This is a genomic window from Salinispora cortesiana (assembly GCF_000484695.1).
In the GTDB taxonomy this organism is placed as follows: Bacteria; Actinomycetota; Actinomycetes; order Mycobacteriales; family Micromonosporaceae; genus Micromonospora; species Micromonospora cortesiana.
Genome location: NZ_AXVR01000009.1, coordinates 79,478 through 100,094, shown reverse-complemented (window position 1 = coordinate 100,094; position 20,617 = coordinate 79,478). Strand labels below are relative to the sequence as shown.

General features: G+C 71.3%; 21 protein-coding genes and 1 riboswitch. Of the genes, 1 reads left to right on the top strand and 20 read right to left on the bottom strand.

Going from position 1 to position 20,617, the window contains the following annotated elements; translation table 11 throughout:
• Nucleotides 1-3 precede the first annotated feature (3 nt).
• The 18 genes from argJ to rpe all read right to left on the bottom strand — a co-directional run bounded on the left by argJ (nucleotide 4) and on the right by rpe (nucleotide 16,857).
• Nucleotides 4-1,176 carry a bifunctional glutamate N-acetyltransferase/amino-acid acetyltransferase ArgJ gene (gene argJ / locus K228_RS0106910; RefSeq protein ID WP_025617764.1) on the bottom strand — a complete coding sequence of 391 codons (1,173 nt, stop codon included), beginning with the start codon at nucleotides 1,174-1,176 and terminating at the stop codon, nucleotides 4-6.
• Nucleotides 1,173-2,174, bottom strand: a complete 1,002-nt coding sequence (gene argC, locus K228_RS0106905; RefSeq protein WP_025617763.1) for an N-acetyl-gamma-glutamyl-phosphate reductase — start codon at nucleotides 2,172-2,174, stop codon at nucleotides 1,173-1,175. Before argC ends, argJ begins: the two co-directional genes overlap by 4 nt.
• Nucleotides 2,175-2,347: 173 nt before the next feature.
• The gene (gene pheT / locus K228_RS0106900; RefSeq protein ID WP_025617762.1) at nucleotides 2,348-4,933 is read right to left on the bottom strand and encodes a phenylalanine--tRNA ligase subunit beta; all 2,586 of its coding nucleotides are present in this window, start codon (nucleotides 4,931-4,933) and stop codon (nucleotides 2,348-2,350) included.
• 36 nt (nucleotides 4,934-4,969) lie between these two features.
• Nucleotides 4,970-6,037 (bottom strand): phenylalanine--tRNA ligase subunit alpha, encoded by a 1,068-nt coding sequence (pheS, locus tag K228_RS0106895; protein ID WP_025617761.1) that lies wholly within the window; start codon nucleotides 6,035-6,037, stop codon nucleotides 4,970-4,972.
• Nucleotides 6,038-6,203: 166 nt separating this feature from the next.
• Entirely contained in the window at nucleotides 6,204-7,115 is a 912-nt protein-coding gene (locus tag K228_RS0106890; RefSeq protein WP_025617760.1) for a TrmH family RNA methyltransferase, read from the bottom strand.
• A gap of 29 nt (nucleotides 7,116-7,144) precedes the next feature.
• Nucleotides 7,145-7,537: a 50S ribosomal protein L20 gene (gene rplT, locus K228_RS0106885; RefSeq protein ID WP_018215009.1), complete on the bottom strand. Its 393-nt coding sequence runs from the start codon at nucleotides 7,535-7,537 to the stop codon at nucleotides 7,145-7,147.
• A gap of 32 nt (nucleotides 7,538-7,569) precedes the next feature.
• Nucleotides 7,570-7,764, bottom strand: a complete 195-nt coding sequence (rpmI, locus tag K228_RS0106880; RefSeq protein WP_011905775.1) for a 50S ribosomal protein L35 — start codon at nucleotides 7,762-7,764, stop codon at nucleotides 7,570-7,572.
• A 20-nt stretch (nucleotides 7,765-7,784) separates the two neighbouring features.
• Nucleotides 7,785-8,399, bottom strand: a complete 615-nt coding sequence (gene infC / locus K228_RS0106875; RefSeq protein ID WP_011905774.1) for a translation initiation factor IF-3 — start codon at nucleotides 8,397-8,399, stop codon at nucleotides 7,785-7,787.
• A 338-nt stretch (nucleotides 8,400-8,737) separates the two neighbouring features.
• Nucleotides 8,738-9,217, bottom strand: coding sequence for a PH domain-containing protein (locus K228_RS0106870; protein ID WP_025617759.1), 480 nt, complete (start codon nucleotides 9,215-9,217; stop codon nucleotides 8,738-8,740).
• Between the two features lie 150 nt (nucleotides 9,218-9,367).
• Entirely contained in the window at nucleotides 9,368-10,213 is an 846-nt protein-coding gene (gene hisG, locus K228_RS0106865) for an ATP phosphoribosyltransferase (protein WP_025617758.1), read from the bottom strand.
• A 47-nt stretch (nucleotides 10,214-10,260) separates the two neighbouring features.
• The gene (locus K228_RS0106860) at nucleotides 10,261-10,524 is read right to left on the bottom strand and encodes a phosphoribosyl-ATP diphosphatase (RefSeq protein WP_018215006.1); all 264 of its coding nucleotides are present in this window, start codon (nucleotides 10,522-10,524) and stop codon (nucleotides 10,261-10,263) included.
• Nucleotides 10,525-10,596: 72 nt separating this feature from the next.
• A complete protein-coding gene (ribH, locus tag K228_RS0106855; protein WP_025617757.1) occupies nucleotides 10,597-11,094 on the bottom strand; it encodes a 6,7-dimethyl-8-ribityllumazine synthase in 498 nt (165 codons plus the stop codon).
• A gap of 57 nt (nucleotides 11,095-11,151) precedes the next feature.
• Nucleotides 11,152-12,354, bottom strand: coding sequence for a bifunctional 3,4-dihydroxy-2-butanone-4-phosphate synthase/GTP cyclohydrolase II (locus K228_RS0106850; RefSeq protein ID WP_029723393.1), 1,203 nt, complete (start codon nucleotides 12,352-12,354; stop codon nucleotides 11,152-11,154).
• Nucleotides 12,351-13,049, bottom strand: coding sequence for a nicotinamide riboside transporter PnuC (gene pnuC, locus K228_RS0106845; RefSeq protein WP_029723392.1), 699 nt, complete (start codon nucleotides 13,047-13,049; stop codon nucleotides 12,351-12,353). Before pnuC ends, K228_RS0106850 begins: the two co-directional genes overlap by 4 nt.
• The gene (locus tag K228_RS0106840; protein ID WP_025617755.1) at nucleotides 13,049-13,732 is read right to left on the bottom strand and encodes a riboflavin synthase; all 684 of its coding nucleotides are present in this window, start codon (nucleotides 13,730-13,732) and stop codon (nucleotides 13,049-13,051) included. The genes pnuC and K228_RS0106840 overlap by 1 nt, the downstream gene beginning before the upstream one ends.
• Before the next feature lies 1 nt (nucleotide 13,733).
• On the bottom strand, nucleotides 13,734-14,795 hold the full coding sequence (gene ribD / locus K228_RS0106835) for a bifunctional diaminohydroxyphosphoribosylaminopyrimidine deaminase/5-amino-6-(5-phosphoribosylamino)uracil reductase RibD (protein ID WP_025617754.1): 1,062 nt from the start codon (nucleotides 14,793-14,795) through the stop codon (nucleotides 13,734-13,736).
• Nucleotides 14,796-14,962: 167 nt separating this feature from the next.
• Nucleotides 14,963-15,136: riboswitch (FMN riboswitch) on the bottom strand.
• Nucleotides 15,137-15,194: 58 nt separating this feature from the next.
• Nucleotides 15,195-16,175, bottom strand: a complete 981-nt coding sequence (locus tag K228_RS0106830; protein ID WP_025617753.1) for a GGDEF domain-containing response regulator — start codon at nucleotides 16,173-16,175, stop codon at nucleotides 15,195-15,197.
• A 1-nt stretch (nucleotide 16,176) separates the two neighbouring features.
• Nucleotides 16,177-16,857, bottom strand: a complete 681-nt coding sequence (gene rpe / locus K228_RS0106825; RefSeq protein WP_025617752.1) for a ribulose-phosphate 3-epimerase — start codon at nucleotides 16,855-16,857, stop codon at nucleotides 16,177-16,179.
• Between the two features lie 313 nt (nucleotides 16,858-17,170).
• Here rpe and K228_RS0106820 point away from each other — a divergent pair, with 313 nt between their 5' ends.
• The gene (locus tag K228_RS0106820; RefSeq protein ID WP_025617751.1) at nucleotides 17,171-18,052 is read left to right on the top strand and encodes a septum formation family protein; all 882 of its coding nucleotides are present in this window, start codon (nucleotides 17,171-17,173) and stop codon (nucleotides 18,050-18,052) included.
• Nucleotides 18,053-18,163: 111 nt separating this feature from the next.
• On the opposite strand, the gene K228_RS0106815 is transcribed toward K228_RS0106820, so the two are convergent.
• Together K228_RS0106815 and fmt are read right to left on the bottom strand one after the other, a co-directional pair.
• Entirely contained in the window at nucleotides 18,164-19,693 is a 1,530-nt protein-coding gene (locus K228_RS0106815) for an RsmB/NOP family class I SAM-dependent RNA methyltransferase (RefSeq protein ID WP_025617750.1), read from the bottom strand.
• Nucleotides 19,690-20,616: a methionyl-tRNA formyltransferase gene (fmt, locus tag K228_RS0106810; RefSeq protein WP_025617749.1), complete on the bottom strand. Its 927-nt coding sequence runs from the start codon at nucleotides 20,614-20,616 to the stop codon at nucleotides 19,690-19,692. The genes K228_RS0106815 and fmt overlap by 4 nt, the downstream gene beginning before the upstream one ends.
• Nucleotide 20,617: the final 1 nt, after the last annotated feature.

Here is a 20,617-nt window from a genome sequence, read left to right as displayed (position 1 = left end):
TGTTCACGACGAGTACGCCGAGTTTTCGTGCACGTACCCGTGTGACAGGTCGTTGGTCCAGATCGTCGCCGCGGCCGCGCCCGCCTGCAGGTCGATGCAGATCGTCACGTCCATGCCGCTGAGGTCGACCTTGGACCGGTCCTCGGCGGCGGCGCCGCCCCGGCACACCCACACCCCGTTCACGGCCACATCGACCTGCTCCGGCTCGAACGCCGCAGCGGTGGTGCCGACGGCGGCGAGGATGCGCCCCCAGTTCGGGTCGTTGCCGAACAGTGCGGTCTTGACCAGGTTGTTCCGGGCCACGCTCCGGCCCACCTCGACCGCGTCGTCCTCGCTCGCGGCGCCGACCACGTCGATCGTGATCTGCTTGGTGGCGCCCTCGGCGTCGGCGACGAGCTGCTGCGCGAGGTCGTGTGTGACGGCGGTGACCACGGCGGTCAGCTCGGCCTCGCTGGGCACGACGCCGCTCGCACCGCTGGCCAGCAGCAGCACCGTGTCGTTGGTGGACATGCACCCGTCCGAGTCGACCCGGTCGAAGGTCACCCGGCAGGCGGCCCGCAGCGCCGCGTCCAGGGTCTCCGGGTCAGCGACCGCGTCGGTGGTGAGCACGCTGAGCATCGTGGCCATCGCCGGCGCGAGCATGCCCGCGCCCTTGGCCATCCCACCCACGGTGAAACCCGCACCGTGCCCGACCGCGTTCTTCGGCCGGGAGTCGGTAGTCATGATGGCCTCGGCGGCGGCCGCTCCGCCGTCCTGGCTCAACGCCCCGACCGCCGTACCCACCCCGGGCAGGAGCAGGTCCATGGGGAGCCGCTCGCCGATCAGACCGGTGGAGCAGACGGCCACCTCGCCCGCGCCAAGGTCCAATCCGGGGGCGACGGCGGTCAGTACCGCCGCGGTGTGCTCCGCGGTGGCGTGGGTGTCCTGGAAGCCACCGGGGCCGGTGCAGGCGTTGGCACCGCCCGAGTTGAGTACCGCCACGCGAACCAGACCGCCCTGGACGACCTGCTGGGTCCAGAGCACCGGCGCGGCCTTCACCCGGTTGGCGGTGAAGACACCGGCTGCCCCGGCGTGCGGGCCGTCGTTGACGACCAGGGCGACGTCGGCGGCCCCGCTCTCCTTGAGCCCGGCGGACACCCCGGCCGCCCGGAATCCACGGGGAGTCGTGACGCTCACGGGGTAACTCCCCAGACGGACAGGCCGGTGGCCTCCGGCAGGCCGAGCATGACGTTGGCGTTCTGCACCGCCTGGCCGGCCGCGCCCCGACCGAGGTTGTCCAGGCCGCTGACCACGATCAACCGCCCGGCGTCAACGTCAACGGTCGCCTGCAGATGGCAGGAGTTGGAGCCGAGGGTCGCGGCGGTGTGTGGCCACCGCCCCTCGGGCAACACGTGCACGAAGGGCGCGTCCGCGTACGCCTCGGCGAGCACCGCCTGCGGGTCGACCTCGCGTACGGGCACGGCGGTGACGGTCGCGAGGATCCCCCGTGGCATCGGCGCCAGCACCGGGGTGAGCGACAGGCTGGTCGCCCCGGTCGCCTGCTTGATCTCCGGAACGTGCTGGTGCGCGCCGACCCGATACGGCGACAGGTCACCCATGACCTCGCTGGCGAGCAGGTGTGCCTTGGTGCCGCGACCGGCGCCCGAGGTCCCGGAGGCGGCCACCACCACCACGTCGGCGGGCTGGGCCGCGCCGGCGGCGATCAGCGGGGCAAGCGCGAGGATGATGGCGCTGGCGTAACAGCCGGGGTTGGCCACCCGGGTCGCGGCGGCGACCCGCTCGCGCTGACCCGGCAGCTCGGGCAGACCGTAGGTCCACTGCCCGGCGTGGGTGCCGCCGTAGTAGTTGGCCCAGGCGTACGGGTCGGCCAGCCGGTGATCGGCACCGAGGTCGACCACGCGCACCTCCGGCGGCAACTGCGCGGCCAGCGCCGCCGACTCACCGTGGGGCAACGCCAGGAAGACCAGGTCGGCATCGGCCAGGGCCGCCGGGTCGGTCTTGGCCAACACCAGATCCAGCCCGGTCAGCTGCGGGTGCACGGTGTCCAGCCGGTGCCCGGCCTGACTGTGTGCGGTGGCAGCGACCAGGTCGAACTCCGGGTGCCCGGTGATCAGGCGCAGCAGTTCGCCCCCGGCATAGCCGCTCGCCCCAGCGACCGCGACTCGGATCCCCATACCTACCTCCGTATAACAATGCAGGGAAGGTTAGCAGCGACTGCATGATCATACAAAGCATTGCATGGTGATAAGGCCGTGTTCTGAGTCACCGGCCGCCACCTACGGGAAGGGCCCGCGTCGCGATACGCGACGCGGGCCCTTTGAACTGCGGGAAGAGGCGAGGTCTGCCCTCACACGCCGCGGAGAGTAGCGCCGAAGCGCTCCGCGACACAGGCAACCGCTGCGTCCCGCGCCGCGACCGCCTCCTCCACCGTCAGCGTCCGGTCCGGCGCCCGGAAGGTCAGCTTGTACGCCAACGACCGACGACCCGCGCCGAGCTGCTCACCGGCGTACACGTCGAAGAGCCGAACCGACTCCAACAGCGCACCGGCCCCCGCCACCAGCGCCCCCTGCACCTCCGCCACCGGCACATCGGCATCGACCACCAGCGCCACATCGATCAGGGCAGGCGGGAAGGACGAAATCACCGGGGCCTGCCGCACCGGGGCCGCCGGGACCGCGTCCAGATCCAGCTCCATCGCAGCGGTACGGCGGGGCAGCTCCAGCTCGGCGATCACCGCCGGGTGCAGCTCTCCCGCGTACCCGACCGCCACGCCATCCACCACCAGAGACGCACAGCGCCCGGGGTGCCAGGGGGCGCGCTCCACGGCCCGTACCGCCACCCGGTCCTCGGGTATGCCGGCGGCGGTGAGCACCATCCGGGCCGCCGCGACCGCGTCCGCCCAGCCAGCCGGACGTCCCTCGCCCCACCAGCCACCCGGCTCGACCTCACCGGCGAGGACCACGGCGACGTGCCGCGGCTGCTCCGGCAGCACCGCGTCAGCGGCGGCGAACTCCGCGTCCGACGGCCGGTGCTCCACCCCCATCGCCGGCGGAGTGCCGACCTCTGCCCGCGAGTGGAAGACCGTGCCGATCTCGTACAGCGCGAGGTCCCGCTGGCCTCGACCCAGGTTCCGTCGGAGCACCCCGAGCAGCGGGCCGAGCAGCGTCGTCCGCAGCGCCGGCTCCTCCTCCGACAGTGGGTTGGCCAGCCGCACCGCCCGCCGCCGGGCATCATCGGCCGGCAGGCCCAGCTGGTTAGCCAGCTCGACTGCCACAAAGGGCGCGGAGAGCACCTCCACGTACCCCTGGTCGGCGAGCATCCTGGCCACCGCCCGCTGACGCCGCTGCTGCCAGGTCAGGCCCCGACCGGCGGGGGCCACCGGCAGCACCGCCGGTACCCGGTCGTAGCCGTCGAGGCGGACCACCTCCTCGACCAGGTCGGCCGGGTCGGTCAGGTCGGGTCGCCAGGACGGCGGGGTGACCCGGAACGACACCGCGCCACCAGCGGCGACGCCCACCTCACCCGGATCCGCGGCGAGCCGATCCGGGCCGGTCACGACCGTGCAGCCGACCTCGGTGAGCAGGGCAGCCACCCGGTCCGGCGAGTAGGCCACCCCGACCCGTCGAGCTGGCAGATCCGCCGGCATGACCACCGGGGTCGGCGACGACACATGATCAATATCGAGGATCTCCGCACCGGCCGCGCCACCACCATGCTCCACCAGCAGCTGAACCGCCCGGTCGATGGCGACCAACGGCAGGGCCGGGTCAACGCCCCGCTCCCACCGCTTGGCCGCCGCGCTGAACAGCCGGTGCCGGCGGGCCGTGCGCCCCACCATCACCGGGTCCCAGTGGGCAGCCTCGAACAACACGTTGCTGGTCTCCGCGACCACCTCGCTGCTCTCCCCACCCATCACAGCAGCGAGCGAGATCGGGACACCGGCGTCCGCGCCAGCAGCCGGGGCTGGGTTCGGCAGCCCGGCATCACAGATCACCATGTCCTCGGCGACCAGTGTGCGCGCCACCCCGTCCAGGGTGGTCAGCTGCTCCCCCGCCACCGCCCGGCGGACCACCAGCGAGCCGGTAATCCGGTCGGCGTCGAAGGCGTGCATCGGCTGGCCCAGCTCGAGCATCACGTAGTTGGTGATGTCAACCGGCAACGAGAGGCTGCGGATGCCGGCGGTGGTGAGCCGTTGGACCATCCAGGCCGGCGACGGCGCGGCCGGGTTGACACCGCGGACCATTCGCGCCGCGAACCGGTCACAGCCGACCGGATCCCGCACCTCCACCGGATACGCGGGAGACTCGGTTCCGGCCGGGGCGGACGCAAGCCCCGGGTCCCGAAACGGCACCCCGAACGCGTGCGACAGCTCCCGGGCGATCCCCCGCACCGACATCTGGTAACCCCGGTCCGGGGTCAGCTCCACCTCGACCACCACATCATCGAGGCCCACCACGGGGCGGGCGTCGTCGCCCGGCTTGGCGGGGCTGGAATCGGGCAGCACGATGATGCCGCCGTGGTCGTCGCCGAGGCCCAACTCCTTCGCCGAGCAGATCATGCCCTTGGAGTTACGCCCGTACGTCCGGCGCGCCCCGATGGCGAAGTCACCGGGCAGCACCCCACCGGGGAGAATCACCACCACCCGGTCGCCGACCGCGAAGTTGCGCGCCCCGCAGACGATCTCCTGCAACTCACCGGTGCCGTTGGCGTCACCCACGTCCACCCGGCAGAAGCGAATCGGCTTCTTGAAGCCGGTCAGCTCCTCAATCTCCCGCACCTCGCCGACGACCAGCGGCCCGGTGACCGTACCGGCCAGGTCCACCACGGACTCCACCTCGAGACCGAGGCCGACCAGGGATTGCTCGAGGTCGGCTGGGGTCAGGTGGGCCGGTAGGTCAACGTACTCACGCAGCCAACTGACAGAAACTCGCATGACTCAGATCACCGTCTCCGTAACTCGTGCCCGCGCCTACGCGCCGTACCCGAACGCCCGGGTGAACCGGACGTCCCCCTCCACCAGGTCCCGCATGTCGCCGACGCCGTGCCGGAACATGACCGTACGGTCGATGCCCATGCCGAAGGCGAATCCGGAGTAGACCGCCGGGTCGATCCCGCAGGCCCGCAGCACCCGCGGGTTCACCATGCCGCAGCCGCCCCACTCGACCCACTGCGCACCCTTGCGGTGCTCCGGGAACCAGACGTCGAACTCCGCCGACGGCTCCGTGAACGGGAAGTAGTGCGGCCGGAAGCGGGTTCGCGCCTCGGGCCCGAACATCGCCCGAGCAAAGTGGTCCAGCGTGCCGCGCAGGTGCGCCATCGTGATGCCGCGGTCCACCACCAGGCCCTCGACCTGGTGGAAGACGGGCGCGTGGGTGGCGTCCAACTCATCGGTCCGGTAGACCCGGCCCGGGCAGATCACGTAGATCGGCGGCGTGCGGGTCAGCATCGTCCGCGCCTGCACCGGCGAGGTGTGGGTCCGCAGCACCGTGCCGGAGTGCTCCGGCGCGACGTGGAAGGTGTCCATCAACCCCCGCGCCGGGTGGTCCGGCAGGATGTTGAGCGCGTCGAAGTTGGTCCACTCCAACTCGACCTCGGGGCCCTCGGCCACCTCATAGCCCATTCCGACGAAGAAGTCGGTGATCTGCTCCATCAACGTACTAACCGGGTGGCGGGCCCCCACCGGACGCCGGTCGGACGGCAGGGTGACATCCACCCGCTCCTCGACCAGCATCCGCTCGGCCTGCTCCCGCTCCAGTACCTGCGCGCGCGCGGCGTAGGCACTCTCGATCGACCGGCGGGCCTCGTTGACCCGCTTGCCGGCGTCGGCCTTGGCGGCCGGCGGCAACGCGCCGATCTCACGTCGAGCCAGCGACGCCGGGGCCCGGTCCCCGAGGTGGGCCGGGCGCAGCGCGGTCAGCTCATCCGGATTGGCGGCGGCGGCGAACGCCGCCTCGGCGGTGGTGACAGCCTCGGCCAGTGCGGCCGGGTCGAGCAGGGCGACCTGCTTCGGGTCGTACGGGTCGTTGCGGTAGGACATGGCTTACAGGCACTCCCTCACGGCGGCGCCGGCCTTGTCAGGCGGCGAAGCGAGTCTACGGACGCGCGGCTGTGCCGCAGCCCGCCGGTGGGAGTCGTGCGGAGAGCGGGTCAGGCCCGCCGCCCGCCGGCACCGGCGGGCTGGCTAAACGAACGCCGTTTCGCGTTCACGGGCGGCCGCTCTCCTTTGCTGCTGTCTCGATCGCAGTTGTGGCCTCGACCGGGCGCGGGGATGAGGGCCGGCGCTGCGCTCTCGCTGAAGCGTACAGGCACACCGCCGCCGCGGCAGCCAGGTTAAGGCTCTCCGCCCACCCATGCAGCGGTACCCGAACCCGGGCGTCGGCGGCCGCGGTCAGCTCGGCGGGCAAGCCATGCGCCTCGGAGCCAAAGACCCAAGCGGTGGGGGCGGCCAACCGGCCGGCATCAATCAGATCGTCCAGGTCGTCCGCGCCGTATCCGGTGGTGGCCAACACGGCGAGCCCGGCGGCCCGCAGGTCGGCGATCACCTGCAGCGGATCGGGTGCCCGCACCACGTCCACGTGGAACAGGCTGCCCGCCGACGCCCGCACCACCTTGCCGTTGTAGGGGTCCACGGCCGTACCGGCGAAAACCACCGTCTGGGCTCCGGCCGCGTCGGCGGTACGCAGGACCGTGCCGGCGTTGCCCGGATCGCGGATGTCAGCGAGGACGGTGACCAGCCGCGGCGCTCGCGCGAGAGCGGTGGCCAGTGGCAGGTCGAGGTGTTGACAGACGGCGATCAGGCCCTGGGGAGCGACGGTCTCGGCGAGCCCGGCGAGTGCCGCGTCGGTAACCTCGGAGACGGGTAGGTCAGCGGCGGTCGCCTGAGCGGCCAGATCCCGGTACCGGTCCAGGGCGGCCGGCGTACCGAAGAGTTCCAGGACCGTGCCCGGGCGAGCCAGGGCCTCGCGGACCGCCTGCGGGCCCTCGGCCAGGAACCGACCGGTGGCCTCGCGGTCACGGCGGCGGTGCAGTCGACGGGCCGCCACGATCCGTGGGGTACGGGGGGTGAGTGGTCCGGAGACGGCGTCGAGGCGCCTCCCGTGCGGTCGTGACTGCATGGGAGACGCCTCGCGCTGCCGTGGGTGGATCAGGCAGCCTGGGCCCCGGCGCCGCCGGTGCCCTGCTCCGCGACGGCCGCACGGGCCTTCTCGACGATCGCCGCGAAGGCGGCGGCGTCGTTGACGGCCAGGTCGGCCAGGATCTTCCGATCGACCTCGATGCCGGCCAGTTTGAGGCCCTGGATCAGGCGGTTGTAGGTGAGCCCGTTGGCGCGGGCACCCGCGTTGATCCGCTGGATCCACAGCTGCCGGAAGTCGCCCTTGCGGTCGCGACGGTCCCGGTAGGAGTACTGCATCGAGTGCAGCACCTGCTCCTTGGCCTTGCGGTACAGCCGGGAGCGCTGACCGCGGTAGCCACTCGCGGTCGCCAGCAGGGTACGGCGCTTCTTCTGGGCGTTCACAGCCCGCTTGACGCGTGCCATCTCAGCTCCTTCGTTGGTTCAGGTGGCGCGCGTCAGCGGCCGAGCAGCTTCTTGATGCGCTTGACATCCGGCTTGGCCACCTCGACCAGCCCGGTCAGCCGGCGGGTACGGGTGGAGGACTTCTTCTCCAGGTTGTGGCGCAGGCCGGCCTGCTGCTTCACGATCTTGCCTTTGCCGGTCACCCGGACGCGCTTGCCCATCCCGGTGTGGCTTTTCATCTTCGGCATGTGGAACGTCTTCTCCCCTGCTACTCGCCGGCAGTTCCGGCGGGTCCGGCCGCCTCGGCCGGCGGTGCTGCCGCGGCGGCACCGGACTCCCGCTCACCCCGCGGAAGCGCGCCGCCGCGGGCCGCTGTAGCGGCAGCCTTGGTGGCGCGGTGCGGTGCGAGCACCATGATCATGTTTCGACCGTCCTGCTTCGGCGCGGCCTCGACGTACCCCAGCTCCGAGATCTCGGACTCGAGCCGACGCAGGAGCCGGTAGCCCAGCTCCGGGCGGCTCTGCTCGCGACCCCGGAACATGATCGTCACCTTGACCTTGTCGCCCGCCTTGAGGAACCGCACCACGTGACCCTTCTTGGTCTCGTAGTCGTGCGGATCGATCTTCGGCCGAAGCTTCATTTCCTTGATGACGGTCTGCTGCTGATTACGCCGCGCTTCGCGCGCCTTCAGTGCGCTCTCATACTTGAACTTGCCGAAGTCCATGAGCTTGCACACCGGCGGGCGCGCCATTGGCGCAACCTCGACCAGGTCCAGGTCGACGTCCGCGGCCAGCTGAAGGGCGCGCTCCAGCGGGACGATGCCCACCTGCTCACCCTCGGGACCGACCAGTCGGACCTCACGTGCCCGGATCTGCTCGTTCACGCGTGGTTCGACGCTGATGGGGCCTCCTCGAGTCGAGTCTCCTGCATTGCCGACCCGGCGGCTCCCGGGTGGGAACCGACCCGGAAAGCAGAAGGCCCCGGCAGTTGCCGGGGCCCGCTCGACCGGTCGGCACGACCATATAGTCGCGCATCCGAGACCGAGACGTGCCCGGAATCGGGGACCGGACCCGGCCGCCGCGCGGCGACTCAGGTGGGAGCAGGCGCTCCGCTTTCAAGGCCACCTGCGAAGCCGCGGGTGGCCTGGTCGTTTCCCGTAGCCTACACCCCGCGCCGGTCCACCCCAAACCGGGCGTCAGCTCGCGCCGCGGTCCGCCGGGATCAGTGGCCGCCGGGATCAGTGGCGGCGGCACCCTCAGCCAGCCGGGCCTGATGCAGCCGGCGCAGCCTGCGAACCGCGTCCACGGCCAGCTCCTTGTCGGCGGCCTGGAGGGCAAGCATCGGCACCAGATCGTCATCGTGCAGCTCGAGGCTGGCCCAGGGCGCCCCGCGGTCGAACCGGATGCCACGGACGAGCTCCCAGGGCAGCTCGTACGAGCCGATCACGTTCTGCACCCGGACCCGCTGCGCGTCGGCCTCCACCCGCGGTCGGGTGAAGAGCAGGAAGGCAAGTGCGCCGAGCACGCCGAGGCCGACCATACCGAGTTGGTCGCCTCGCTGAAACGAGCCATAGCCACTGCCGGTCGCCCCGTGCAGCGACGTCGCCAGCACTGTGAACAGCAGCACCAGGGCAATCGCCGAGGCCCAGCAGACCAGCCGGATGCGCCGCGGCCGGATACGGAACGCTTCGGTTTCGCTCACCGCACCAGTCTGCCACCCACGCCCGGACGGCCCGCGCCCGGCACACAGCCGGGCGCGGCGAGGCTCCGCCGGGACGACGGGACGGCGGCCCGGCCGGGGAAGGAAGTCCCGGCTCCGCGCCACCGGCCCGGTTTCGTATTCCCGGCCGGATCAGAGGCGGCAGGCCTGAATACTCGTGACCAGGATCGCGCGGGCGCCGACCTGGTACAGCTCATCCATGATCCGGTGCACATCGTCGCGGAGCACCATCGCCTGCACCGCTACCCAGCCCTCCCGGTGCAGCTGAGAAACGGTTGGCGACTCGATGCCCGGAGTCAACGAACTGGCCCGAGTCAACAGATCGGCCGGGACGTCATACGTCAGCATCACATAGCGCCGCGCGACGAGCACGCTGTGCAGACGGCGGAGCAGCAGCTCACACTGCGGGTGGGGCGGCGCCGCGGAGCGGCAGACCAGAATGGCGGACGAGCGCAGCAGCGGCTCGCCGAAGACGACCAGGCCAGCCTGACGCAGCGTGGCACCGGTCTCCACCACGTCCGCGATCACATCGGCGAGGCCCAGCCGGATGGCGTTCTCCACCGCGCCGTCCAGGCGGATCACGTCGGCCTTGACGCCTAACTCGGCGAGGTGCCGCTCCACCAGGCCGGGGTATGCGGTAGCGACCCGACACCCGTCCAGGGCCTGCACCGAATCGATGTCCTCGGCTCGAGCGGCGAATCGGAAGGTGGCCTGGCCGAAGGCCAGGTCGACCACCTCAGTGGCGGGCGCGCCGGAGTCGACCAGTAGGTCCCGACCGGTGATGCCGACGTCCAGGTCCCCGGAGCCGACGTAGGTTGCGATGTCCTTCGGACGCAGATAGAAGAACTCAATATCGTTCGGATCGTCCCGGCAGACCAGGTCCTTCGGGTCGGTTCGCTGGCGGTAACCCGCCTCGCGCAGCATCTGAGCGGCCTTCTCGGCCAAGGTCCCCTTGTTGGGTACCGCGACTCGCAGCATGGCGGAATTGCTCCTTGTCGGAATGCGGGAGGATCGGCACGGCGCACTCACAGATGTCGGTAGACATCCTCAAGGTCGAGACCAGTAGCGAGCATCAGCACCTGCACCTGGTAGAGCAGCTGGGAGATCTCCTCGGCGGTCCGCTCGGGCCCCTCGTGCTCGGCCGCCATCCAGGACTCGGCCGCCTCCTCGACGACCTTCTTGCCGACGAAGTGCACCCCTTTGTCCAGGGCCGCGACGGTGCCCGAGCCGGGGGTGCCGGCAGCGGCCTTGGCCTGCAGCTCGGCAAACAACTCCTCGAACGTCTTCACCGGTCGATTCTCGCAACCAGCCGGCCACCGCGGCTTCACCGGGCTCGGAGTGTCCCACGATGCCGAAAGATCTCAGGCGCCGAAGCCCACCCGTGGGGTGACGCCCGCCAGGTCCCGAACCGCGAGCGCCGCGTCGAGGGCCGCGACGGTCGCCGCCCATCCCTTGTCCTCCGCTGAGCCGGGCAGCCCGGCCCGGTCCCGGGCCTGCTCGATCGTCTCCACGGTCAGCACACCCTGCCCGACCGGCTTCCCCTCGTCCAGGGCGATCCGGGTAAGCCCATCGGTGACCGACCGGCAGACGTAGTCGAAGTGAGCGGTGGCCCCCCGGACCACCACCCCGAGCGCCACCACCGCGTCACAGCGCCGGGCGAGCGCCTGCGCCACCACGGGTAGCTCTACCGAGCCGGCCACCCGGGCCACCGTGGCACCGGCCCCACACGCCTCGGCGGCGGCGACTGCCCGGTCGAGCATGTGGTCGGTGAGCTCGCCGTGCCAGCGCGCGGCGACCACCCCGACCGTCAGACCAGCAGCATCGACTGTGTTGACGCCCGGCTCCCCAAAACCCGCCATTCCTACGCTCCAATCCGATCGCCGAGGGGCCCGGCGCCTCGATATGCCTCGTCTCGCCTACTCCAGCAGGTGCCCCATGCGGTCCCGCTTGGTCTGCAGGTAGCGCGCGTTCTCCGCGTGCTGCCGAACCGGCAGCTTCAGGCGACCGGTAACGGTCACGCCATACCCTTCCAGACCGGCCTGCTTGGCCGGATTGTTGGTGAGCAGCCGCATCGACCGCACCCCGAGGTCGTAGAGGATCTGCGCCCCGGTGCCGTAGTCCCGCGCGTCCGCCGGCAGGCCGAGCTCCAGGTTGGCCTCGACGGTGTCCAGGCCCAGATCCTGTAACTGGTACGCCTGGAGTTTGTGCAACAGCCCGATGCCGCGCCCCTCATGCCCACGCAGGTAGAGCACGACTCCACGCTCCTCCCGGGCGACCAGCTCCAGGGAGGCGTTCAGCTGCGGCCCACAGTCGCAACGCAACGAGCCGAAGACGTCACCGGTGAGGCACTCGGAGTGCACCCGCACCAGCACGTCCCGACCGTCGCCGAGATCACCCATCACCAGCGCGACATGCTCGGCTGAGTCGTAGTCACCGCGGTAACCCACGATCCGGAAGAGCCCGTGCCGGGTGGGCAGTCGAGCCTCGGCGACCCGCTCGACCTGCTTCTCTGTCCGCCGCCGGTACGCGATCAGCTCCGCGATGGTGACCAGGACCAGCGAGTGCTCGGCGCAGAACCGCTCCAGGTCCGAGCCCCGCATCATGGTGCCGTCGTCGTTGACCAGCTCGCAGAGGACCCCCGCGGGGCGCAGCCCGGCCAGCCGGGTGAGGTCGATCGCGGCCTCGGTGTGACCGGGGCGACGCAGCACCCCCTCCTCGTGGCCCCGCAGTGGGACCACATGACCGGGCCGGGCCAGATCCTCCGGCGCGGTGCCGGAGCCGGCGAGCAGCCGGATCGTGTGCGCCCGGTCGGCGGCGGAGATGCCGGTGCTCACGCCCTCCCGGGCGTCCACCGTCACCGCGTAGGCGGTGCCGCGCCGGTCCTGGTTGGTGTGATGCATCGGCGGCAGGTCCAGTCGGTCGCACTCGCTCCCGGGTAACGCCGTGCAGATGTAGCCTGAGGTGTAGCGGACCATGAAGGCGACCAGCTCGGGCGTGGCCAGCTCGGCCGCGAAGATCAGGTCACCCTCGTTCTCCCGGTTGGCGTCGTCGACCACGACGACGGGCCGGCCGGCGATGATCTCCGCCATCGCTCGCTCGATCCTGCCAAAGGTGGTCACGCCGCAGCCTCCGCATAGCTCGTTGGGATCGGTACGAGGTCGGTACGGGCGGCACGCGACGTCCGCCACCAGGCGGCGAGCCCCCAGACGCAGAAGGCGCCGTAGACGAGGTACATGGCCGCAGAAGGGTAGAACCCGCCACGCAACAGCAGCGGCAACCCGACCACGTCAACGGCGATCCAGATCAGCCAGAAGTCCACATACCCACGAGCCATGCCGTACGTGGCGAGCAGGCTGCCGGTCAGGATCCAGGCATCCGGCAGCGGCCCCCACGAACCCAGGGCGGCGAGGATCGGGTAGCTGACGGCGGTGCCGACAACGGCGGCCGCCAGCAGACCGAGCCGCTCCCGCCCGGTAGCCCAGCGGGGCTCCACCGCGGCGGCAGTACCGTCGCCGCCCCGGCGACGGTTCCGCGACCAACGCCACCAGCCATAGAGCCCGATCCCGAAGAAGAAGACCTGCCGGCCGGCCTGGCCGTAGAGGTCATGTGCCTGTGGGGTGGCGAACGCTCCGCCGAGGAAGACAGTGAACAGCAGCGCGTTGCCGATCATGCCGACCGGCCAGGCCCACACCACCCGGCGCAGGCCGAACATCGCAGCGGCCAGGCCGAAGACGTTGCCGACGATCTCACGGACCAGGACCGGGGAGCCGGCGAGGCTCACCTGCGCGTCGAGCAGCCAGCCGAGCGGCCCCATCACGCCGGACCACCCACCGGCACGGCACCGGGCAGGCTAACAGCGGCGGGCAGATCGTCCGCGGCGGGCAGGTCGTCCGGCCTGGCCAGCTGACCCCCGCCGAGCAGCCGCTCGACGTACTTGGCCAGGACGTCAACCTCGAGGTTGACCCGGTCACCGACGCTACGGGAGCCCAGCGTCGTCAGCCGTAGGGTGGTGGGGATCAGGCCCACCTCGAACCAGTCGGGCCCGACGCTGGCCACGGTCAGGGACACCCCGTCAACGGTGATCGACCCCTTCGCCACCACATACCGAGTCAGGTCGGTGGGCAGACGGAAGCGGACCGTCTCCCACCGCGCGGCCGGTTCCCGGGCCAGCAGCTCGCCGACGCCGTTGACATGCCCCTGAACCAGGTGGCCGCCGAGGCGGCTGCCCAGGGTGACGGCCCGCTCCAGGTTCACCGGGTCACCGGGGCGCAGCCCGCCAAGCGCGGAGCGGCGCAGCGTCTCGCCCATCACGTCGGCGGTGAAGGCCCCACCGGCGAGTTCCACCACGGTCAGACAGACTCCGTTGACCGCGATGGAGTCACCGGGCCGGGCGTCGGTGACGACCAGTGGGCCATTGATGGTGACCATCGCGGAGTCCTCCGCGGTCTCCGCGATGTGGATGACCTCACCGAGTTCCTCGACGATGCCGGTGAACATGTCAGCCCTCCCTCTTCCGGGGCAGTGCGGTAATCCGCAGGTCGGGACCGACCTGGGTAACGTCAACGACCTCGCAGTCGATGGCATCGGTGATCGTGGTCACCCCCGTGTCTGCCAACGCGGTGGGGCCAGCGCCGAGCAGCCGGGGCGCGACATAGCCGACGATCTTGTCGACCAGCCCGGCGGCGAGGAAGGCACCGGCCAGCCGCGGCCCTCCCTCCAGCAGCGCGGCGCGCACCCCGCGCTGGTGCAGCGCGGCGAGCAGCGCCGGCAGATCGACCCGGCCCGCCGAATCGGTACCAACCTCCTCGGCGGTGGCGATCCAGGTGGACGCGGCGTCGTCGCGGACCCGCGCTCCGGCCGGCGTTTGGCCCGCCGAGTCCACCACCACCCGCAGCGGCTGCCGGATGGCGAGGCTGCCGTCGCGCAGATTCCGAACGGTCAGGCGCGGGTCGTCGGCGAGCACGGTGCCCACCCCGGCGATGACGGCGTCCACGGTGCCGCGCAGCGCGTGCACATCCATTCGGGCCGCCTCGGAGGTGATCCACATGCTGGTGCCGTCAGCGGCAGCGGAGCGTCCGTCCAGCGTCGCTGCGTACTTCCAGACGAGGTATGGCCAGCCCCGACGCGTTGAGGTCAGCCACGCGATGTTGCCCGCCTCCGCCTCAACAGCCCGTACGCCCAGGTCGACCCGGACCCCGGCGGCGCGCAGCGTGGCGGCGCCACCGGAGGCGGCCTGGTTCGGGTCGGGTACGGCGATCACCACCCGGGCGACGCCGGCCTGCACCAGAGCGGTGCTGCACGGGCCGGTACGGCCGGTGTGATCGCAGGGTTCCAGCGTGACCACGGCGGTGCCGCCCCGCGCCCGCTCCCCCGCGTGGGCGAGCGCGACGATCTCGGCGTGCGGCCCACCGGCGTACGCGTGGAAGCCCTCACCGACGACCTGACCGCCCGGGTCGAGCAGCACGCAGCCGACAACCGGGTTGGGGCTGGTGGTACCGAGGCCGCGCGCGGCAAGTTCAACTGCGCGACGCATCGCCTCATCTACGGAGACGCCGGCCATGCCCTGCCCTCCCGCCCGCCCGCCCGCCGATCGGTGCGCGGGCGGCGATGGAAGCGGCGGCATCGGGCCGCGGGCGTGCGGTGGCGGAGATCCGGGAACGGCACAGCCGCCCCAGGAGGACCGCACGGCACGCCGACACCGGCGGCCGGGCACGGCCCATCCGTCCCGCGCGCTGTCTCCCATCCGGACTGTCTGGATGCGGGCATGCCCGCACCCAACCGTCGGCCCCGGATTTGCACCAGGTCCACCGGGCGGACGAACCGCTCCCGGGTCGCGGGCTTACCACGGTCAGGCCGTGGATCACCGCCGGTTCGGAATTACACCGAGTCCCGCCAGCGCGTGGTGGGTACTACCCGAAGTCTTACACGCCCTGGGGGGTCAACGGCTACCTACAGCGTGCTACTTCACAGAACGATGACTCGAATCCGACACTCCGCGACGCCGGTCCACCGCCACGTACGATCCCGGCTGACTCTTGGCCACCGACTTCATCTCGGAGGCGATCGTCATCGCCGCCAGCGGATTCGTCAGCCGTTTGTCGGCATCCGAGACCGAGACGCCGATCGAGAGGGTGACCAACGCGGCCCGGCGTAGGTTGCCCCGCCGATCCTTGAGCTCCACGTAGCCGCGGGCGGCGTCGGACGGGTCGTACAGCGCGTCGGCCGCCTGCTCGAAGTCCGCGGAGACCTGCGAGGTCAGCTGCCGGACCTGTTCCGGCGTGCTGACGAAGATGAAGTCGTCGCCGCCGACATGCCCCAGGAAGGCCGACGGGAGCCCCACCGAGACGACCGCCCGGTGCAGGCTGCGGGCCAGCGCACAAATGAAGTCGTCGCCGCGAACAAACCCGTAAACGTCGTTGACACTCTTAAAGCGGTCAATGTCGATATAGCCGACCGCGTAGTCGGATCCGACCCGAATCCGGTCGGCGATCTCCCGGCGGATCCGGCTGTTGCCGGGCAGCCCGGTCAGCGGTGAGACCTCGCGGAACTCCTTGTTCCGACGCAGCGTGGAGCTGACCCGGGCCACCAACTCGGCGGTGTCGAAGGGCTTGACCAGGTAGTCGTCGGCGCCGGCGCTGAGGCCGTGCACCTTGTCCACGGTCATCCCCTTGGCAGTCAGCATGATCACCGGCAGGGCGGCGGTCATCGGGTTGGCCCGGAGTCGCCGGGTCAGCTCCAACCCGTCCATCCGGGGCATCATCAGATCGACCACTGCCAGGTCCGGACGGTGCCGAGCAATCACCTCGAGCGCCGCCTGGCCGTCCTCGGCATGGATCACCTCGTAGCCGTGCAACCGCAGGTTGAATTCGACGAACCGGGCGATATCCTCGTCGTCGTCAACGACCAGAATGACATCCTGGCGGTCCCCGTCGGGCTCCACGTCAGGCCCAGGGCGTCGCGCACCGGGCCAGGGACCGCAGCCGACGTACCGCCTCGGCCGGGTCGTCGGCTCCGAAGACCGCGGTGCCGGCGACGAAGGCGTCCGCGCCCGCCTCGGCGGCCTCGGCGATGGTGTCCACGGCGATCCCACCATCGACCTCGATGCGCAGCTCCAGGTGACCGGCGTCGACGTGTCGACGGGCCGTGCGCACCTTGTCCAGCAGGTTCGGGATGAACCGCTGCCCACCGAACCCCGCCTTGATCGTCATGATCAACAGAGTGTCGAAGCTGGGCAGCAGGTCCAGGTACGGTTCGATCGGAGTGTCCCGGTCGATCGCCAACCCCGCCTTCGCACCGGCCGAACGGAGGTCCTTGGCCAACGCGACCGGGTCGTCACAAGCCTCGGCGTGAAACGTCACGTTGTACGCTCCGGCGTCGGCGTAGCCGGGCGCCCACCGCCGCGGATCCTCGATCATGAGGTGCACGTCAAAGGGGAGTCGGGTGGCGGCCCGCAAGCTCTGCACGACCGGCAGCCCGATCGTCAGATTCGGCACGAAGTGGTTGTCCATGACATCCACGTGCACCCAGTCGGCGGTGTCTTCGATGGCTCGGACCTCGTCGGCGAGACGGGCGAAGTCGGCGGCCAGAATGCTCGGTGCGACGATTGGCAGCGGTTCGGTCACGAGGCCAGTGTACGAACGCAGCCCCCCATCGCCACCGGCGCGGCACCGACCGAGGCGGCCGGACGCCCCCGCGGCCACCCGCAGGGAACTGACCATAACGGACCCGGGGACGCCACCGTGCGTCGCTCCACAGAGGTCACGGACGAACTGGCCCGGCGGCAGCGGGCCACGAGCTGGGAGCTGGGAGCGCCGGACTGCGCCCGGCGACCGCCCCGATGTCGATGGCCCACCGGAACCGGCTTGCCACGTGCCGTAAGCTGCCGCACCGTGGCGTGTTCGACGCCATACCTACCACACCCGGGAAGGTCGCCGGATGAAACGAGTCACGCTCTGCGCCACGCTGGTGACCCTGACACTCGCCGGATGCGCTACCGCACCCCCGCCGGGGATCGACGGCGATTTGGTTGACGACTGGGCCCCCATCGCCGCCGCGACGGGTTTCGCCCCCGAAGCGGGCACCTGCCATCCCACCGTGACCAAGATCGGCCACCGCAGCTCGTACGCGCCGACTCCATGCGACCAGCCGCACGTGGTGGAGACCCTGCATGTCGGCACGGTGACCGGGGACGAGGCGACGGATTCCACGCCACCGGAAGCCAAATCGGCTGGGATGCGGACCGCCTACGCCACCTGTGAGCGGGAGGTAAACCAGGCCTTGGGCGCCGACTGGCGCAGCGGACGGATCAGTCTGTCCATCGTCCTGCCGTCGCAGGCCGGATGGGAGGGCGGCTCCCGCTGGTTCCGCTGCGACGTGAGTGAGGAGAAGAGCCTGGACGATCCGAGCGCGGTGTCCCGCACCGCCAGCCTCGCCGGAGGGCTCAAGGGCGACTCCCCGCTTCGGCACACCTGCTTTGAGCCGGTGCTCGACGATGACAAGGTCTCGAAGATGAAACCGGTGGCGTGTACGAAGAAGCACCACGCCGAGTTCGTCGGCGTCTGGACCGCACCGGACACCGACTTCGCCGACTTCGAACAGGACAAGGACCAAACCCGCGGGGGCTGCCTCAAGCTGATCGCCGACTACGCCGGGGTGCCACGCAGCGACGTGCGGTACCGCTCCGGCTTGATCTACTACGAGCCGGCGAAGGAGCAGTGGCTCAACGGCAACCGGGGCGTGCAGTGCTTCCTCTGGATTGACGACCGGAACCTGACCCGGTCGATGAAGGGCGCGGGCAAGGCGGGCCTGCCGATTTAGTGTCGCCTGGCCTCCGGGGCGATCAACGGAACGCCCCGGACGCCAGACGAGGGAACAGGTCAGCCGCGGCGCAGCACCGCCAGGGTCAGCCGCGGCGCAGCACCGCCAGGGTCAGCCGCGGCGCAGCACCGCCAGGAACATGGCGTCGGTGCCGTGCCGGTGCGGCCACAGCTGCACCGTCGGCCCGTCGCCGAGCCCTGGCATTCCCTTCGGCAGCAGCGGACGGGCGTCAACGAAGTCGACCGGCACCGCCGCGCGGCGCGCCGCCTCGGTAACCGTCACGTGCGTCTCGACGACGTGCGGCGAACAGGTCACGTACGCCACCAGCCCACCCGGGCGGACCGCCCGCAGCCCCGCGCTGAGCAGTTCCCGCTGTAACCGGGTCAACGCCGGCAGGTCCGACGGCTGCCGACGCCAGCGCGACTCGGGCCGCCGACGCAGTGAGCCCAGACCGGTGCAGGGTGCGTCAACGAGTGCCCGATCGAAGTGCCCCTCCGCGAGCTTCGGCGTCGCCCCGACGGTGCGACCGTCAGTGTTGAGCACAGTCACCGGCAGGTCGCGGGTGGCCTGCCGGACAAGACGGGCACGGTGCTCGGACACCTCCACGGCGGTCAGGCGCGCGCCACGCTGGGCAGCGACGGCACCGAGCAGGCCGGACTTGCCGCCCGGCCCGGCGCACAGGTCCAGCCAGCGACCGTCCGGGCCGTCCAGTGGCGCCGCCGTAAGAGCGTCGGCCACCAGTTGGGAGCCCTCGTCCTGGACGTGGGCCCGCCCCTCGGTGAGCGCCGGCAGGTCGCCGGGGGCACCCCCACCGGAGTAAACCGCGTATGGGGAGAAGGCGCCCGGGGCACCGCCGACCTCGTCGGCCATTGCCACCGGGTCGGCCAACCCCGGTCGGGCGCAGAGGTGCACCGGCGGACGTTCGTTGTCCTCGATGAGCAACCGGGTTGTCTCACCGAGATCGCCGCCGAGCGCCTCGGCGAATGCCCGCACAATCCACTGCGGATGGCTGTACGCGAGCGCCAGGTGCCCGATCGGGTCGGTCTCCAGCGGTGGGGCGAGCCGGGCCACCCAGGCGTCGGCATCCCGGCTGGCGACCTCCCGGAGCACCGCGTTGGCGAACCCGGTCGCCCCCGCCCCGACCGATCGAACCAGGTCAACAGTTGCCGAGACAGCGGCGTGGGCGGGCACCCGGGTGTACAGCAGTTGGTACGCACCAAGCCGCAACGCGTCCCGAACCGGCGGGTCGATGCGGGCCACATCCCGCCCAGCGGCCTCGGTGAGGATCGCGTCGAGGGTTCCGAGCCGACGCAGCGTCCCGTATGTCAGCTCGGTGGCGAAGGCGGCGTCCCGGCCGACCAGATCCGCGTCGCGCAGGATCGCCGGGAGCACGAGGTTGGCGTACGCGTCGTCCCGGTTGACCGCGGCTACCGCTTCATACGCGGCGTGCCGGGGGAGATCCACAGCGCTCCGGCCGGCGGGACGGCCGCGCCCGCCAGCCGTCGGCCGTTGGCCGCCACGGCCCCGCCGCTCCGGGCGACGCTCCGGTCCGGCACCGGAGTGACCGCGGCCGGCGGCGGGACGACCGCCCCGGAAACCACCGGCCCGATCCAGGTCCTGACCATCTACCGGGCCCGTCATGTGAGCACCTCCCCAGCGGTGACCCGGACACCGCGCGCCCAGTCACTCGCCGGCATGGCTCTCTTGCCCGCCGCCCGGATCTCACCGAGCGCAACCGGGGTGGTGGCGGTGCCGGCAAGCACCCGGGTCTTCTCCACCAACAGCTCGCCCGGCTTCAGCTCGGGGCCATCCGAGACGAGGGTGACCGGGCCAAGCTTGACCCGCTCGTCGCGGAAGGTCGTCCACGGGCCGGGGGCCGGGGAGCAGGCACGGACACGCCGGTCCACGGCGAAGGCGGGGTCACCCCAGCGCACCCGGGCATCCGCCGCGGTGAGCTTCGGCGCCAGGCTCACCCCGTCGTTCGGTTGCGGCTGCGCCCGCGCGCTGCCCTCCTCGATCGCGTCCAGCACGGCGATCAACAGCTCGGCGCCGGAGTGCGCCAGCCGCTCCAGCAGGTCGCCCGAGGTGTCGGTGGGCCGAACCTCGTCGGTGACGGTGCCGTACACCGGGCCCGTGTCCAGGCCCTCCTCGAGCTGGAAGACGCTGGCGCCGGTCAGCTCGTCGCCGTGCAGCAGGGCGTGCTGCACGGGAGCCGCGCCACGCCAGGCGGGCAGCAGGGAGAAGTGCAGGTTGACCCAGCCATGCCGCGGAATCTCCAGGGCGGCCGGCGGGACCAGCGCGCCGTAGGCGACGACGGGCACACAGTCCGGTGCCAGGGTGCGCAGCCGGTCGAGGAACTCCGGCTCCCGCGGCCGGGCCGGGGTGAGGACCTCGACCCCGTGCTCGTCGGCCCAGGCGCCCACCGGGGAACGGGACAGGCCACGGCCCCGGCCGGCCGGAGCATCCGGGCGGGTGAGAACCGCTACCAGCTCATGACGGGAGGCGGCCACCGCGGCGAGGGTGGGGACGGCGACGGCCGGCGTACCGGCGAAGATCACGCGCATC

Bases quoted from the DNA above. Each gene is read 5' to 3' on its own strand.
- argC (WP_025617763.1), bottom strand. From the start codon at position 2,174: ATGGGGATCCGAGTCGCGGTCGCTGGGGCGAGCGGCTATGCCGGGGGC.
- pheT (WP_025617762.1), bottom strand. From the start codon at position 4,933: ATGCGAGTTTCTGTCAGTTGGCTGCGTGAGTACGTTGACCTACCGGCC.
- pheS (WP_025617761.1), bottom strand. From the start codon at position 6,037: ATGTCCTACCGCAACGACCCGTACGACCCGAAGCAGGTCGCCCTGCTC.
- K228_RS0106890 (WP_025617760.1), bottom strand. From the start codon at position 7,115: ATGCAGTCACGACCGCACGGGAGGCGCCTCGACGCCGTCTCCGGACCA.
- rplT (WP_018215009.1), bottom strand. From the start codon at position 7,537: ATGGCACGCGTCAAGCGGGCTGTGAACGCCCAGAAGAAGCGCCGTACC.
- rpmI (WP_011905775.1), bottom strand. From the start codon at position 7,764: ATGCCGAAGATGAAAAGCCACACCGGGATGGGCAAGCGCGTCCGGGTG.
- hisG (WP_025617758.1), bottom strand. From the start codon at position 10,213: ATGCTGCGAGTCGCGGTACCCAACAAGGGGACCTTGGCCGAGAAGGCC.
- ribH (WP_025617757.1), bottom strand. From the start codon at position 11,094: ATGGCGGGTTTTGGGGAGCCGGGCGTCAACACAGTCGATGCTGCTGGT.
- pnuC (WP_029723392.1), bottom strand. From the start codon at position 13,049: ATGGGGCCGCTCGGCTGGCTGCTCGACGCGCAGGTGAGCCTCGCCGGC.
- K228_RS0106840 (WP_025617755.1), bottom strand. From the start codon at position 13,732: ATGTTCACCGGCATCGTCGAGGAACTCGGTGAGGTCATCCACATCGCG.
- ribD (WP_025617754.1), bottom strand. From the start codon at position 14,795: ATGGCCGGCGTCTCCGTAGATGAGGCGATGCGTCGCGCAGTTGAACTT.
- K228_RS0106820 (WP_025617751.1), top strand. From the start codon at position 17,171: ATGAAACGAGTCACGCTCTGCGCCACGCTGGTGACCCTGACACTCGCC.
- K228_RS0106815 (WP_025617750.1), bottom strand. From the start codon at position 19,693: ATGACGGGCCCGGTAGATGGTCAGGACCTGGATCGGGCCGGTGGTTTC.
- fmt (WP_025617749.1), bottom strand. From the start codon at position 20,616: ATGCGCGTGATCTTCGCCGGTACGCCGGCCGTCGCCGTCCCCACCCTC.